We start from the raw sequence: 14,703 nt of genomic DNA, 5'->3' as shown, positions 1-14,703 counted from the left end.
CCGATGACGACTTTGGCGCCTTCGTCGGTGAACATTTTGGCTTCGGCGGCGCCTTGTCCGCGCGCGCCGCCTGAGATGATCGCTACCTTACCTTTGAGCCGGTCCATGATTGCTTGCCTCCTGAGTTGCGCGGGGAGCGGGTGGGCCGCGCCGTCGCGCTTGACATAGTCGATCGTGAGCGGCTAAAAGGCAATGGTTGAACCAATACTTTTTTCGGGCAATCCGCTTAGCCCGCTTCCGAGACTGGCGACCGAAACGAATCCGGTCGAAGTTTCTGTGAGATGAACCATGGAACAAACACATTTCGAAGTAGATGACAAAAATCGATGGCGCCTCGACACGCCAGGAATCGACGGCTGGCGGCGCACCGCGCGTCCCGGCGATCCCGACAAGTACCTGATGATTTCCGCGGATTGCCACGCCAACGAACCCGGCAGTCTGTGGGCGAAACGTATCGATGAGAAATTTCGCGCGCGTCTGCCACACGTCGAGACCGACGCCAACGGCGAGAGGTGGTTCGTCGCCGAGGGCCTCGGCCGCTCGCGAGTTCGCGCCCGCATGATCGTGAACGTGCCGCGCGAGGGCGGCGAGGATCGTCTGCGCGGGCGCGCCGGCGCCGATCCGGTCGAGCGCATCGCGGATCAAATCCGCGACGGTATCGACGCCGAGATCTTGTTTCCCAACAAGGGTCTGATGATGTTCGCGACGCGCGACGCCGAATTCGGCATGGCGCAATGCCGCGTCTGGAACGACTTCGCGTGGGAGATGTACGGCCAGTACAACGATTTCATGTCGCCCGCCGCGGCGATCATGACCAGCGACGTGTCGCTGGCAATCGCGGAGATTCAGCGCGTCGCGCAGATGGGATTTCGCTTCCTGACGCTGCCGTGCAAGCCGATGTTCGGCGGCCATGATTCGCGCGATCCCAACTACAACCTCGACCTTTACGATCCGATGTGGGCGGCGATTCAGGACGTCGATTTGCCGATCACCTTCCACGTTTCGACCGGACGCGATCCGCGCGCGGCGCGCAAAGAGGGCGGCGCGGTGATCAACTACGTCTCGCACTCGCTCTCGCCGACGATCGAGCCGGTCGCGAGCCTCTGCGGATCGGGCATCCTCGAGCGATTTCCGAAGCTGCAATTCGCCGCGGTCGAGAGCGGAATCGGCTGGGTGCCGTGGGCGCTCGACGCGATGGACGAGGCGTATCGCAAGCATCATCTATGGGCGTATCCGAAGCTGAAGCAATTGCCGAGCGAATATTTCCGCGCGCATGGCGCCGCGACCTTCCAGGAGGATCGCGCCGGGCTGGAACTCGCGGAGAAGTGGAACCTGGTCGATAACTTCATGTGGGCCAACGACTATCCGCACGCGGAGGGGACGTGGCCGCATTCGGCCGAGGCGATCGAGCGCGAGATGGGGCATCTGAGCGACGAGTCACGCGCGAAGATTTTGGGCCTCAACGCGGCGAAGATGTTCAAGTTCGACGTCGATTTGCTGCTGAAGCGGCGGCAATCGGCGCGGGTATCGGATTGAGAATTTTTCAACTGCGCTTTTCGCAACCGATTCGCTGCCGGAGGTGGTGACATGATCGAAATAGGAATTTTTCACAATGGCGCTTCCGATCTGCCGGTCGTCAGGACCGCGCGCGGCGTGGCGATCAACGACGGCAACCTGGCGGAGGTCCACGAATCGAGTCAGCGCACGCTGGTCGCGCAGATTCGGCAGGGAATTCTCGCCGACAAACTCGGCTTCAATTATTTCTTCATGACCGAGCATCACTTTCAGCCGGAGGGCGCGGAGTTCAGTCCGAATCCGCTGCTGGCGGAGACGGCGATCGCGGCGCGCACCAGCAGGATTCGGCTCGGGCAGGCGGCGAATATCGTAACCTGGTGGCATCCGATTCGAATCGCGGAGCAGGCCGCGATGCTCGACGTGCTGAGCGGCGGGCGGCTGGAATTCGGTATCGGGCGCGGCTATCAACCGCGCGAGGCGGAGGTGTTCGGCTGGCCGTTTGCGACGATCCAGGATCAGGAGCGCAATCGCGCGTACTACCAGGAAGCGTACGAGATCATTATCAAGGCGTGGACGCAGCCGTCGTTCTCGCATCACGGGCAGTTCTTCACGATTCCGCCGGTGTTCACGCGCTGGAATCATCAGCAGACGATCGCGTACTTCGAGTCGGGCAAGGCGGGACGCAAACTCGAAGAGGTGCTGAATATCGGCGCGCCCGATCCATACGGCGGTCCGAACCCGGTCATGCAAAGCGCGACCACGCTCAAGGAGCTGCAGGTGTTTCCGCAGCCGCTGCAACGGCCGCATCCGCAGATGTGGGAACCGCTGACGACCGAGCGATCGATCAAATGGGCCGCGGAACGCGGCATCAACGGGTACTTTATCGTCGAGCCGAACTCGCGCCTGAAGAAAAACGTCGAGCTGTACTACCAGGAATCGGAGAAGGCGGGATGGCCCGACATGCTCGGGCGCGGCGCGCTCAAGTACGGCTGGGATTCGGCGAAACGCCGCGGCGTGCTGACAGGTCGCTACATTCATATGGTGCTGCCGGGGCAGAATCGAGAGCGCGAACTGAAGCGATTTTGCGAGGCGCTGGAAGTGCAGTGGGACTATTACGGGCCGTTCGGCTTTGCTGCGGTGCTCGCGGATGCGGACGAGGAGAAGCTCGACCCGAGCAAGAAAGTTCCACCCGAGTTGTTGCTCAAGAAAGAAGTCGCGCTGTTTGGAACTCCGGCCGAAGTGACCGCGGCGATCATGCGCATCAAGGAGAGTTGCGGTTACGAGGATTTTGCGTTCAACGCGTGGTTCGAGAAAGGCGGCTTCAGCACGAAGGAAGTCGAAGATCAGATGCAGTACTTCGCCGAGGAGGTGAAGCCACTGCTCGCGCGCGCATGCGGCGGGCAGGTCGAGAATCCGGCGCTGGGGCTCGACTTCGAGGAAAAACTGAAGTGAAGATCGGCCTGATGTTCGTGAACGCGGGACCATTCGCGGAGCCGGCGTTTTTCAAAGAGTTGGTGTTGGGCGCTGAAGCGCACGGCTTCGAGTCGATTTGGAGCGTCGAGCACGTGGCGATGCCGGACGGCTACAAGAGTCCGTATCCATACACGTCGAGTGGGAAACTTTCCGGCGGCACTGACGTGGCGCTGCCAGACCCGCTGATGCATCTTGCGTTCGCGGCCTCGATCACAAGCCGGATCAAGTTCGGCACTGCGGTGATGATTCTCCCGCAGCGAAACCCGCTATACGTCGCGAAGGAAGTTGCGAGTCTCGATCGACTATCGGGCGGCCGCATGATGCTCGGAATCGGCAGTGGATGGCTCGCGGAAGAGTTCGCGGCGCTCGGACTCGACTGGCACAAGCGTGGTGCGATGACCGACGAATCGATCCAGTCGCTGCGGGCGCTGTGGCGCGAGAATCCATCGAGTTTTCACGGCAAGCATTTCAACTTCGGCCCAGTGCGAAGTTTGCCGAAGCCGGTGCAGAAAGGCGGGGTGCCGATCCTGGTCGGTGGTCATTCGCCGGCGGCAGTGAGACGCGCGGCGCGGTTCGGCGATGGATTTTTCCCAGCGGTAGGGGAACTTGGCTTCTCGAACAAGGGAACGTCGTGGGAAATCGATGACGCGGCGATGGGCCGGCTGCGCGATCTGCTGAAGTCGCTCAAAGTCGAATGCGAAAAGATCGGCCGCAATCCCAATGAACTCGAAATTTCGGTGATCGGGCCCGCCAAGCCCGACGTTCTCAAGACACTGCGCGACCTAGGCGTGTCGCGAGTCGCTGTGGCGCCACCTGTCGCCGAGCCGGGCTCGATGGATCGCGCGCTCGAAAAGATGGCGAGCGAGATCGTCGGCGCGATCTGACCAGGTAATGCGTTCATCGATGCGTCCATCGATTGGATTTCGGCCTATCAAGGCTACTCGCGCGTTCGAGGAGATCGCCGAACAGATCCGCCACGAACTGTCGTCGGGGCGACTGCGCGCGGGCGATCGGCTGCCGGCGGAGCGGGTGCTGGCCGAGCAGTTCGGGGTCTCGCGCAACACGCTCCGCGAAGCGCTGCGCTCGCTCGAAAACGCGGGCCTATTGCGATTGCAGAAGGGCGCCACCGGCGGCGCGTTCGTGCGCGAAAGCACCGGCGACGCGGTAATCACGGGACTACGCGACATGTTTCATCTGGGCGCGATCCAGCCGGAGCATCTGACGGAAGCGCGCGTGTGGATCGAATCGATCGCGGTGGGCGCGGCGTGCGAGCGCGCCACGGCGGAGGATATCGAGGCGCTCAAGGCAAATATCGCGGCGGCGGAAGCTGCGGCGCGCGACCAGATCGATTTTTACGAACAGGCGGCGATTCATCTCGAGTTCCATCGCATCATCGCGCGCGCCACCAAGAATCCGGTGATGGTGATCGTGATGGAAGCGCTGATCGACGTGATGCAGCACTTCATCCGCGCGATCGGACAGCAGCAGAATCTGTGGGTAATGCCGTCGCGGCGGCGCTTCATCCGTCATTTCGAGGCAGGCGATCGCGAGGCGGCGATGGCCGAGATGGAACAGCATCTGGAGCAACTGAATCGGCACTATCTGTCATTGGTCAAGGAGAAGGATCGCGCGGAATTCCCGCGTGGCCGCGTCGGCGACGCGCGGCGTTGACCGCGGGCGCGTGCGCAGTCAAATCATCGCTAGCCGTCGCGATGCGCAAGTCTTGACGAAATCATCGACAATAGAGCAAAACTCAAAACGTGAATCGCGCTTCACGGCTATTGCCGTTGGCGAAGCAGCGCGGACCGGAGGTGAGGCTATGGAGTATCGTCAATTCGGCAAGACCGGCATCAAGATTTCGGAATTGGGATTCGGCTGCTGGGAGATCGGCGGCGGCTACGGCAGTATCGAGGAGACCGAGTTCATCAAGGCGGTGAATCGCGCGCTCGACTTGGGGATCAATTGCTTCGACACAGCCGAGGCCTACGGATTCGGGGCGTCGGAGAAATCGCTTGCGAAGGCGCTCGGCTCGCGGCGCAAGGATGCGGTCATCACCACGAAGTTCGGCGTCGGCTATCCGGACGCGACCAATTATCGCGACGGCAGCCGCAAGCGCATGACGGCGTGCATTGAGAAGAGCCTCACCGCCCTGGGCACCGACTATGTCGATGTGTATCTCGTACACTGGCCTGACGTGAACACGCCGTTCGACGAGACTATGCACGCGCTCGACGACCTCGTGAAGCAGGGCAAAGTGCGCGCGGTCGGCGTGTCGAATTTTCGTCTCAGTCAGATCCAGGAGGCAGTGCGCACGCGCAAAATCGACGTCGTGCAGTATTGCTGGAATATGTTCGATCGGCGCATGCAGAAGGAGATCTTTCCGTACTGCCGCGAGAATAATATCGGTGTGATGGCCTACGGCTCGCTCGCATACGGGATGCTCACCGGCACGCTCAACGAAGAGCAGGCGTTCGAGAAAAACGACTGGCGCTCGAATCGCGGCCAGTTGGCGAATCTGAACCTGTTTCAGCATCTGTTCGGGCCCGAGTACTTCCTGAACAACCTGCGCGCCGTCGAGGAATTGAAGGGTATCGCCAAGCGCTACGGCAAGAGCCTGCCGCAGTTTGCGCTGCGCTGGACGTTGTCGAATCCGGTAATCAGTACGGCGCTGGTCGGCTGCCGCAATCCGCGCGAGGTGGACGACAACGTCGGCGCCTTGGGATGGTCAATCTCGGATGCCGACATGAAGGAGATCGACGCGATCTTCACAAAGCATCGCGTGGTAAGCAGTCCCGAGTCGTGGCTCGAGAGCTAGGAACCTGTTAAACAGTTCAGTGCACCGTTGGGTGACGGAGGAACGCAATGCCAATTCAGAAATTCGCATCTATGACCAAGAATTTCCCGACCTTTGACTGCGATGCGCACGTCACCGAACCGCCGTGGTTGTGGGAACGCGCAAAAGACTGGTTGACCAAGGACGAGTACGAAGCTCTCAAGAATACGATCTGGTACGACCCGGAGAGCGATCAGTTGATCGTCAACGGCAAAGCCGGCGCGGGAATCGGCTCTCAGCGCATCCACGGCTCGCCTGGCATGGTCAACGTGCTATCGCTCGCGGGGCCGGGCCTTAAGCATGACATCCAGCGCGCGCTCAACGTGCGCAATCTGAATCCGAAGACCGCGCTAACCGCGGAGCAGGCGGACTATATCGATCACAAGGGTTCGTATCAGCCAAAGCCGCGCCTGCGCGACATGGATGTCCAGGGCATCGACCAGGTGATGCTGATCCCGACCGACATCGATACCTATCCCTGGCTGCTGAACGCCGTGGGCGCCAAGGCGATGTGCAAGGCATACAACGATTGGGCCCATGATTACTGCCAGGAAAATCCTGAGCGGCTCTACTTTGCAGCGATGCTGCCGATGCAGGATCCCAAGTTCGCCGAGCAGGAAGTCTATCGCGTGGCGGCGAAGGGATGCCGCGTCGGACTCGTGAGGCCAATCGACGCGATGGGCAATTTTCCGATTCAGCCCAAGTACGATCGCGTCTGGAGGGCTATGGAGGAAACGGGCGTCGTTTACGGAATGCATCCGTTCCCCGCGTTCGGATCGCTCAAGCCGCCCGGCTACACCGAGCAGCATTCCGGCGCGGAACTGATCTCGCTGACCGCGACGTCATCGGGCCTGCCGCATTCCTTCCTGATCAACGTGCAGGACTTCCAGGCGGAAGCATCGCTGTGGGTAGTGATGGCGCTGATGTCGGGATTCTTCGAAACCTTCCCGAAGCTGCGGGCCGCGGTATTCGAAGCATCTTCGACCTGGCTGAGCTTTGTGCTCGATGAATGCGACAAGGCTTACAAGCTCTATCGCAACGAGCGCAGCCTGCGGCCTCTGAAGCAACTGCCCAGCGAGACCTTTTTCGAGCGCTGCGTGACGGGCTTCGAGGGCGACGAAGCACCACCGTCGCGCTACCCGGAATTCTACGAGAACATCCTGGCGTGGGCGTCGGACGTGTATCATCACGACGGCGACGACGCGTGGCGCGCGATCGAAACGATGCGGAAGTGCGAACTGCCCGAGCCGTACCAGACAAAGTTCCTCGGCGGCAACGCGCGCAAGCTCTATCGGATCGATTCGCCGAAGCAGTTCATTTCGGATCGCGTGACTGAAATCCAGCGGCCCGACTGGTGGCCGACCGAAGAGGAAATCAAGCAATCGCTCAAGCCCGAGGCCGCGGTGCTCCGACAGTGGTGAGCGAGGCGGCTTAGCGCGCGAAAGAGGTCGATCATGGCGCACAAGCAATTTGCAGTTTTCGATGGCGACTCGCATGTGGTCGAGCCGCCCGAGCTATGGACCAAATATCTCGAGCCCGAGTACCGCACGCTCGGAAAATCCGCGCTGTGGCGTGAGCAAGGCAAGCTCGGCTCGTATCTCAAGGTCAACGGCAAAGTCTTCCGCGATACAATGAACTCGAAGATTCCGCGTCACGCTATCTGGAAGCCCGGGATGACCTGGGAGCAGGTCGGCGAACTGGATCCAGACGTACATCATGCGGTGAGTGCGGGGGCCTCGAATCCCGAAGCGCGGCTCAAAGACATGGATGCGATGGGCGTCGATCAGGCGCTGCTGTATCCGACCTGGTTTGCCGAGGGGTTCCATCTCGTCGAGGACCCCGACATCGCGTATCCGCTGGCGCGCGCATACAACGACTGGATCGCGGACTTCTGCAAACGGGCGCCGGACCGGCTGTTCGCCGCCTCGATGATTCCGCTGCAGAACATCGACTACGCGATCGAGGAATTGCGCCGGACCGCGAAGATCCCCTGCTTCCGGGCCGCGTTCATCAGGCCGATGTTCCTCGAGGGCCACTACTTCACGCATCCAATTTACGATCCGCTCTGGGCGGAGCTTGAAAAACTCGGCACCACGGTCGCTGTTCATCCCGCAGCAGGTCTTTGGAATCCGGAATGGACTTCACACGGTCCATTCTTCGAAAAAGTGAAGGGCAGGCTCAACCTGCGCGCGTTTACGGTCGCAGGCGGAGGCGGTCCTGCGGCCGGTGGCGGCTCCGATATCACTTTCGGCTTCACTGCATCGCCGCCAATGGGTCATCCGATCGCGCCAATAATTTCGCATTGGCTCGATAACCACATGTTCGTGGCCTCGACGCTGATCGGATTCACCGTCATGGAGCGCTACCCCAACATGAAGATGGTCGTCGCGCACGGCAAAGCTTCATGGATGGAGGAAGTGCTGGAGAAGATGGAAGCCTCGACTCGGACGATTCCCCTGCTGCATCACTACCCGGTGCGAACTGACACAGAGGAGATGTGGGAGGAGGGGAAGATCATGCTCGGTTTTGACGCTGAGGAGCGGCTGATACAAAAGCAGCCCGAGCAATTCAAAGAGAAGATCGTGTGGGGCTCGCGCTATCCGCATCACGATACGACCAGCGCCTGGGAGGCAATCGAGAAACTGACTCAGGCCAACGTCGCGCAATCGACGATCGCGCGGATGCTCGGTGGCAACGCGGCTGCGCAATTCGGCGTCCCGCTCGTGCAGAAGGTCGGCGCCTAGACGAACCGCCGCCAGAGCATTGATTTAAGCCGACCTTTCGGGAGGCACGAGCGCCGCGGAGCCGATTCGGGCCGGAGGGCCTAATCGCAATCTAATTGAGTCCCCGAGACCGGAGCACAGCGGAGGCGAGGGTAATCCTTGATGAGTGACACACCTTCGCTGCCCGGCTACACATCATTCGACTTCAGTGATGGCCGATGGACGCGTCCGGTGTACCATCGCGGCAACGGTCACGGCGTAATCATCATTCATGAGGTGCCGGGGCTTCATCCGCTGGTGGTGCGCTTCGCCGATCACGTGGTTGATGCGGGAATGGCTGTGTATTTGCCGAGCCTGTTCGGCGAACCGGGGCGCCCAGTATCGACCGGCTATGCGATCGGCGAAATGCTCAAGGCAATTTGCATTCGGCGCGAGTTTGCAGTCTGGGCGAGCGATCGTTCTAGTCCGATTGTCGATTGGCTGCGCGCGCTGGCGCGCAAAGTACACGCCGAGTGCGGCGGTCGAGGTGTCGGCGCGGTCGGCATGTGCTTCACCGGCGGGTTCGCGCTCGCGATGATGACCGAGCCTGCCGTGGTCGCGCCGGTACTGTCGCAGCCATCATTGCCGCTGCCGTTTGGCTCCAAGACGCGTGCCGCGGGAATGAACGTATCGCCTGACGAGGTCGCTTGCGCCAAGCGCCGGTTCGAGGACGAGGACCTTTCGATGATCGGATTGCGCTTTCGAGGCGACTCCTTCGTACCTGACGCGCGGTTCGAGTCCTACAAGGCCGCGTTCGGCAATCGCTTCGAGGCGATCGAACTCGATCCCAAGGACGCCGCGCCAGCGCCGATGCCGCCGCATTCGGTGCTAACGTTGCATCTTGACGATCGGCCCGGCACGCCGACCAAGCTGGCCGAGGAACGTGTCATCCAGTTCTTTCGCGAGCGGCTGGCCAGCGCAAGCCCGGTTTGAAGGCGCGCAGCGAATAGCTGGTCGATGGAAAGAGCGGAAATCAAAATGTACTCGGACTACAAGAGTCCGTTTGCGTATCTCGCGTTCGATCCCGCCTTCGAACTCGAAGAGAACTTTCGCGTGCGCGTGCGATGGATTCCGTTTCAGCTACGGATCAAGGGCAAAGCCGAGCGCAGCATCTATTCCGAGTACAAGGCGCGCTACTCCTATCTCGATGCGCGGCGATGGGCGAAAGCGCGCGGCCTCGTGATTCGCGGACCGCTCAAGGTTTACGACACGACGCCGGCGCTGATCGGCGGCCTGTTCGCCGAATCGCAAGGCACGCTGCTCGACTATAGCCGCCGCGTATTTGCGATGTTCTTTGCGCGACAGCTCGAAGCCGATCGGCCCGCCGCTATCGCCGACGTGATCGCGAGCCTCGCGATGCCGCGCGAGGACTACCTGGCTTACCTGAACGGCGAGGGCGCGCATGCATACGAGCGCGCGCAGAGCGAGGCCGCCGAGGATCACGTCTTTGGCGTGCCGCTATTTTTTTTCGGCGGCGAGCCGTTCTGGGGCCACGATCGATTGCCGATCCTCGAGCAGCGGCTGACCGCGGCGGGGCTCGCGATTTCGCAGTGAGACAGAACTGCGGCTACGGCGTGAGACTCTGCAGCAGCAGGTTCAGCGCGGCGGCCGAAAACGTGCGCATGTTCGCGATTCGATCCGGGCTGCCAGTCTCGACGGTGATCGATCGTTCGACCGGTCCCGCGATCGCGATGCAACTATGGCCGGCGGCGTCGCCGTAACGATTGCCGGTGGGACCGCTCGCGCCAATCTCCGAGATGCTCCAGGTCGTTCCGAACCGTTGCAGCGCAACGCGCGCGAGGATCAGCGCGCCCTCCTCGGTTACCGATTTGATATGCGCGAAGGCCGCATCCTGGACGTCGAGAATCGCGCGGCGCGCTTTCAGCGTGTAAACGACCGAGCCCGCGACGAAGTAGACGGATGCGCCCGGCACGCTCAAGAGCGCCGCCGAGACGAGGCCGCCGGTCGTCGATTCGGCGGTGCCGATCGTTTCGCGGCGATCCTTCAGGATAGCGCCGATTTTTTCGGCAAGCGGCAGAAGTTGTTGCATCGGATTTTATTTTTCCTCGCTGGTGGTCAGAGTTCTCTGAGTTAATTTATCGTCCCGATTAGATGCTTAGTTCAAGCGCCCCGATCTATCCGGTTGCACTAGCGATCGAACAAACATAAACGGCATAGTCACGCAGATGGATCCCAAGGGCAAAGTGGCGCTGATCACCGGCGGCGCGCGGATTGGACAGGTCGTTGCGCAAGCGCTTGCCGCGCGGGGATGCGCGCTCGCGATGCTGTATCGAAGTTCCCGCGACGCAGCGGAACGGACCGTGGCGGCGGCGCGCAATGAGGGCGTCGAAGCGATTGCGATCCAGGCGGATGCGACCAACGAAGCGCAGGTGGCCGCCGCGGTCGCCGAGACCCGGCAGAATTTCGGTCGCCTCGACATCCTGATCAACATGGCCTCGACCTACGTCAAGACTCCTGCGCCGAGCGCGAAGGATTGGTCGCTCGCGATGGATTCCAACGCGACCAGCGCGTTCATGTTTTCGGTGCAAGCGGCGCCAGTGATGAAGGCCGGCGGCGGCGGACGCATCATCAACTTTACGGATTGGCTGGCCGTCAGCCGGCGGGCCCGCTACCACGACTACGTGCCTTACTATTCGTCGAAGGCGGCGGTGATCGGGCTGACGGAGAGCCTCGCGCTGGATCTCGCGCCGGATATCCTGGTCAATGCGATCGCGCCGGGGCCGATCCTGCCGCCACCCGATCTGACGCCAGCCGAGCACAATCGCGTAATCGCGGCGACACCGCTCGCGCGATGGGGTGGCGGCGAGGAGATCGCGAAGGCGGTCTTGTTCCTGATCGAAACGGAATTCGTCACCGGCGAATGTATTCGCGTCGATGGCGGCCGCCATCTCTCGTAATTTGAGTCGCGCTAGCGCTCTGCGAATCGATCCGCTTGCCCGCCTACTGCCGCCATTGATGCTCCATCGATTCGCGGCTACCTTGCTTGAAGGTGCAAGATCAAAGGTAACAGATCGATTGATGCGTGAGAGGCGAACGTGAGCGATTCCACGGCGAACACGACTGCGACGGGTCCGGCGGAAATCGCGCGGCCGGGATCCGTCGAAGCGGCGGCGATGCCTGCGTCGAGCTGGCCGAGCCGCTTCGAGGCGGTTCTGCTTCGCCGCGCCTTGATCGTCGGGCTGCTCTGCATCCTCGTCATGATCGGCCTGTTCCTGACTAACGTCTCGCACGAAAAAGCGCGCTTCTATTGGAGCGCGATGTTCCCGGTGTTCGGCGTGGTCAGCGTGTGGCACGAACTGATGAGCCGCGAGCGTAGCGTTGCGCCGGTTTGGAAAATGCTGGCGGTGCAGGCGCTCCACTGGCTCGGGCCGATCGTCGCGGTGCGGATCATCTTTCTGCAACTTGCGCGCGGACAGATGGACGCCGACGCGGTGGCGCTGGTGACGTTGCTGATTCTGTCGGTGACGAGCTTTCTTGCGGGCGTGCATCTCGATCGGAGCTTTTACTGGGTCAGCGCGGTGCTGGCGTTTGCCGCGATCGTCGGCACCGAAGTCGAGGCTTACCTATGGCTGCTCGCGGTGATTGCGATCCTCGCGATCGCGATCACGATCTTTGCCGCGAATGCGCTGCGCCGCCGTCCCGCGGGCGCGCCGGTTCGATCATAAGAGAGTCTCGATGCTCGGCAAGTTGAGACGCAACATCGGCGCGGGAATCCTGACCTTCATCCCAATCTGGGTTACCGCGTGGGTGATCAGCGTGCTGGTGGGCATCCTGGTGTCGCTCGGCAGCCCGTTCGTCAATGTGATGTTCGGATGGGTTCGCAACCTATCGCCGGGCCTTGCCTCCGCTTTCTCCGCGCCTTGGTTTCAATCCGCGATTGCGATCGCCACCGTGCTCGCGGCGTTGTATCTGCTCGGCGAAATCGCGACCGCGGTCGCGGGACGCCGCTTGCTCGCCGCCTTCGACTACCTGATTTCGCACATCCCGATTGTGTAATCGATTTACGGCGCCGCGCGCAAGCTCGTGACCAGCTTTCAGGAAAAGCCGACGGGGCATCAGCGCGTCGTGCTGATCTAATTTCCGTCGCCCGAAATGAAGACGGTCGGACTCGTGACGCGAATCTTCAACGACGCCGATACCGGCGAGGAAATCGCGGCGGTGTACGTCCCCACCACGCCGAATCCGACCTCGGGCTACATGGAATTGGTGCCGACCAGTCGTCTCGTGATGCTCGACTGGACGATCAACGAGGCGATGACCTTCATCATGTCGGGCGGCGCGGCGGCGCCATCGAAGTTGAATTACTCGAAGAGCGCATCGATGCCGACGCCGCTAAAGACAGTGCGTTAGAGTCCGCTGCGGCGGCGCTATCGCCCATGAGACCTCATCGTGAGAGAGCGTCGCCAAAGTCTGCCCTCGAAAGCTCGCGATAGTTCGCGATTGGCGGCTGATCGGCAAAGATCGGGCACGTCGAGCGACAAAGCTATCCGCTGTACTCTCGGCGACCGCAATTGCGCTTGCTTGAGGATCCTGCCGACACAACAATACTGGTAGGAGCCACTCGGGCTCGTTAGATCGTACGGAGGTGCGAACTATGAATCGCCTTTCAATTTCGTTCGCAACATTGGCGTTGAGCGCGATCCTGGCTGGACCCGCAATCGCGGGCGATACGACGTCTGCGGCGAGCGATCGCACGCTGGGCACCGTCGTCAACGGCGACACCACGACTGAATTCAAGGCCGCCGGTACTCACGGCCTTGATATGAACAAGCTGCGGCCGTGGAGCGCGTTCGCCGCGGACCATCCCGCGATCGCGAAGGAACTTGCCTACAAGCCGGCGCTGATCGGCGACGACGCATACGCGAAGAATCATCCCGAGCTGGAGTCGTTCTTCTCGACGCATCCGGATATCCGCGAAGCGATGATCGAGAATCCGGGCAACTTCGTGGCGATCCCGCCGCGACCGGGCGAATAGCTCGTCGATTCCCGCCAACGACGAGCATCGGTCGTTGGCGTCGTGATTGAAACCAGAAAAGCAGATGGCCGCGATCCTGAAATCGGATCGCGGCCATCGTATCTCTCGGCACTCTTCGATGGGCACAGCGTTGCGGTCAGTCGCCGCCGTTTTGCCGGCTTGTTGCGAATAGGGCGACAAAATCGAAGGATAGTTCTTGAAATGACTTAGCTATCGCTCGCAAAGATTGAACAGTAAGGGACGCGAACAGTGCAGAGCGCCACCTCGCATTAAGGAGCAATACTGATGAAATCGATTTTGTGGCTGGGCGCATTGCTCGCCTTGTTAGGGATTCTGGGACTCGCGATTCCGGTATTTACAACCTCACAGACCAAGGACGTTGTAAACCTGGGCGATCTTAAAATCCAGAGCACCGAGCGATCCAGGCACGTGGTTCCCCAGGCTCTGAGCGCTGGCGCACTCGTCTTAGGCGTCATTCTTATCGGCGCAGGACTTTACCGGGGCCGCTGACAGTTAGCACGCATGTTCTAACCCGAACTTTGTGGAGGCTTACCCATGACACTGGTAGGTATCGTTGTAGTTCTGGTCGTAGTCGGCCTGATCCTCTGGCTCATCAATACCTACATTCCTATGGCGGGTGCGATCAAAAGCCTGCTCAATATCGTCGTATTCGTAGTCGTGTTGATATGGCTATTACAAGTGTTTGGTCTGATTGGTCCCATCAACGGAGTCCACATTCCTAACCTTAAGTGAGAGCCCGACGGCTCGTCTCAGGCTCCCCAATCGACGCAGTGGGAGCGCCGGAGCGGGCACGTTGACGAACAAAAGCGGATTGGAGGTTTGTTATGTTGCTTCTGATTATCTTGTTGATTTTGTTGTTCGGTGGCGGCGGTGGCTATTACGGATACCGTAGCGGCTATTATGGGCCGCGCGGAATGAGCTTGCTGACCATCGTGCTAATCGTCCTGTTGGTCTGGATCGTGATGGGTGGTGGGATGATGCGGTGAGCAGCTTCCTCAGCGAGTCCGGGAATCTCACGGGATTGGTTGGTGGCATATGTGATGCCGAATCACGATATGGATTGGGGGACGCAGTCAGAGCTGAGCGGATAGAGCCCTCGGCAA

17 protein-coding genes and 2 pseudogenes are annotated in these 14,703 nt (G+C 60.9%); 17 read left to right on the top strand and 2 right to left on the bottom strand.

Annotated features, from left to right (window positions below; all coding sequences use genetic code 11):
* Positions 1–107: pseudogene (locus tag Q7S58_RS22345) on the bottom strand (cyclopentanol dehydrogenase); the annotation flags it as partial.
* A gap of 181 nt (positions 108–288) precedes the next feature.
* On the opposite strand from Q7S58_RS22345, the gene Q7S58_RS19650 reads away from it, so the two are divergent.
* The 9 genes from Q7S58_RS19650 (at position 289) to Q7S58_RS19610 (ending at position 10,137) form a co-directional block, all read left to right on the top strand.
* Entirely contained in the window at positions 289–1,536 is a 1,248-nt protein-coding gene (locus Q7S58_RS19650) for an amidohydrolase family protein (protein WP_304830113.1), read from the top strand.
* 51 nt (positions 1,537–1,587) lie between these two features.
* Entirely contained in the window at positions 1,588–2,967 is a 1,380-nt protein-coding gene (locus tag Q7S58_RS19645) for an LLM class flavin-dependent oxidoreductase (RefSeq protein WP_304830110.1), read from the top strand.
* The gene (locus Q7S58_RS19640; protein ID WP_304830108.1) at positions 2,964–3,872 is read left to right on the top strand and encodes an LLM class F420-dependent oxidoreductase; all 909 of its coding nucleotides are present in this window, start codon (positions 2,964–2,966) and stop codon (positions 3,870–3,872) included. Before Q7S58_RS19645 ends, Q7S58_RS19640 begins: the two co-directional genes overlap by 4 nt.
* Positions 3,873–3,891: 19 nt before the next feature.
* Entirely contained in the window at positions 3,892–4,659 is a 768-nt protein-coding gene (locus Q7S58_RS19635; RefSeq protein ID WP_304830103.1) for a FadR/GntR family transcriptional regulator, read from the top strand.
* Positions 4,660–4,807: 148 nt separating this feature from the next.
* The gene (locus Q7S58_RS19630) at positions 4,808–5,803 is read left to right on the top strand and encodes an aldo/keto reductase (protein ID WP_304830100.1); all 996 of its coding nucleotides are present in this window, start codon (positions 4,808–4,810) and stop codon (positions 5,801–5,803) included.
* A gap of 47 nt (positions 5,804–5,850) precedes the next feature.
* Complete coding sequence (locus Q7S58_RS19625; RefSeq protein ID WP_304830097.1) at positions 5,851–7,242, top strand: amidohydrolase family protein; 1,392 nt, start codon at positions 5,851–5,853, stop codon at positions 7,240–7,242.
* A gap of 33 nt (positions 7,243–7,275) precedes the next feature.
* Positions 7,276–8,565 carry an amidohydrolase family protein gene (locus tag Q7S58_RS19620; protein ID WP_304830093.1) on the top strand — a complete coding sequence of 430 codons (1,290 nt, stop codon included), beginning with the start codon at positions 7,276–7,278 and terminating at the stop codon, positions 8,563–8,565.
* Between the two features lie 141 nt (positions 8,566–8,706).
* Positions 8,707–9,516: a dienelactone hydrolase family protein gene (locus Q7S58_RS19615; RefSeq protein WP_304830090.1), complete on the top strand. Its 810-nt coding sequence runs from the start codon at positions 8,707–8,709 to the stop codon at positions 9,514–9,516.
* A gap of 24 nt (positions 9,517–9,540) precedes the next feature.
* Positions 9,541–10,137: a DsbA family protein gene (locus tag Q7S58_RS19610; protein ID WP_304830087.1), complete on the top strand. Its 597-nt coding sequence runs from the start codon at positions 9,541–9,543 to the stop codon at positions 10,135–10,137.
* Between the two features lie 13 nt (positions 10,138–10,150).
* On the opposite strand, the gene Q7S58_RS19605 is transcribed toward Q7S58_RS19610, so the two are convergent.
* Positions 10,151–10,633, bottom strand: a complete 483-nt coding sequence (locus Q7S58_RS19605) for a CinA family protein (protein ID WP_304830084.1) — start codon at positions 10,631–10,633, stop codon at positions 10,151–10,153.
* 136 nt (positions 10,634–10,769) lie between these two features.
* Between Q7S58_RS19605 and Q7S58_RS19600 the strand changes: the two genes are divergently transcribed.
* The 8 genes and pseudogenes from Q7S58_RS19600 to Q7S58_RS19565 all read left to right on the top strand — a co-directional run bounded on the left by Q7S58_RS19600 (position 10,770) and on the right by Q7S58_RS19565 (position 14,586).
* Positions 10,770–11,501 (top strand): SDR family NAD(P)-dependent oxidoreductase, encoded by a 732-nt coding sequence (locus Q7S58_RS19600; RefSeq protein ID WP_304830081.1) that lies wholly within the window; start codon positions 10,770–10,772, stop codon positions 11,499–11,501.
* A gap of 138 nt (positions 11,502–11,639) precedes the next feature.
* The gene (locus Q7S58_RS19595) at positions 11,640–12,269 is read left to right on the top strand and encodes a hypothetical protein (protein ID WP_304830078.1); all 630 of its coding nucleotides are present in this window, start codon (positions 11,640–11,642) and stop codon (positions 12,267–12,269) included.
* 10 nt (positions 12,270–12,279) lie between these two features.
* A complete protein-coding gene (locus Q7S58_RS19590) occupies positions 12,280–12,600 on the top strand; it encodes a hypothetical protein (protein ID WP_304830075.1) in 321 nt (106 codons plus the stop codon).
* Between the two features lie 93 nt (positions 12,601–12,693).
* Positions 12,694–12,954: pseudogene (locus Q7S58_RS19585) on the top strand (hypothetical protein); the annotation flags it as partial.
* Positions 12,955–13,198: 244 nt separating this feature from the next.
* Positions 13,199–13,579: a hypothetical protein gene (locus Q7S58_RS19580; protein ID WP_304830073.1), complete on the top strand. Its 381-nt coding sequence runs from the start codon at positions 13,199–13,201 to the stop codon at positions 13,577–13,579.
* A gap of 285 nt (positions 13,580–13,864) precedes the next feature.
* The gene (locus Q7S58_RS19575) at positions 13,865–14,089 is read left to right on the top strand and encodes a hypothetical protein (RefSeq protein ID WP_304830070.1); all 225 of its coding nucleotides are present in this window, start codon (positions 13,865–13,867) and stop codon (positions 14,087–14,089) included.
* A gap of 45 nt (positions 14,090–14,134) precedes the next feature.
* Positions 14,135–14,332 (top strand): Thivi_2564 family membrane protein, encoded by a 198-nt coding sequence (locus Q7S58_RS19570; protein WP_304830067.1) that lies wholly within the window; start codon positions 14,135–14,137, stop codon positions 14,330–14,332.
* Positions 14,333–14,424: 92 nt separating this feature from the next.
* Positions 14,425–14,586: a hypothetical protein gene (locus Q7S58_RS19565; RefSeq protein ID WP_304830064.1), complete on the top strand. Its 162-nt coding sequence runs from the start codon at positions 14,425–14,427 to the stop codon at positions 14,584–14,586.
* Positions 14,587–14,703 lie beyond the last annotated feature (117 nt).

The sequence above is a fragment of the Candidatus Binatus sp. genome, assembly GCF_030646925.1.
Classification (GTDB): Bacteria; Desulfobacterota; Binatia; order Binatales; family Binataceae; genus Binatus.
This window is presented reverse-complemented; position numbering and strand designations above follow the sequence as displayed.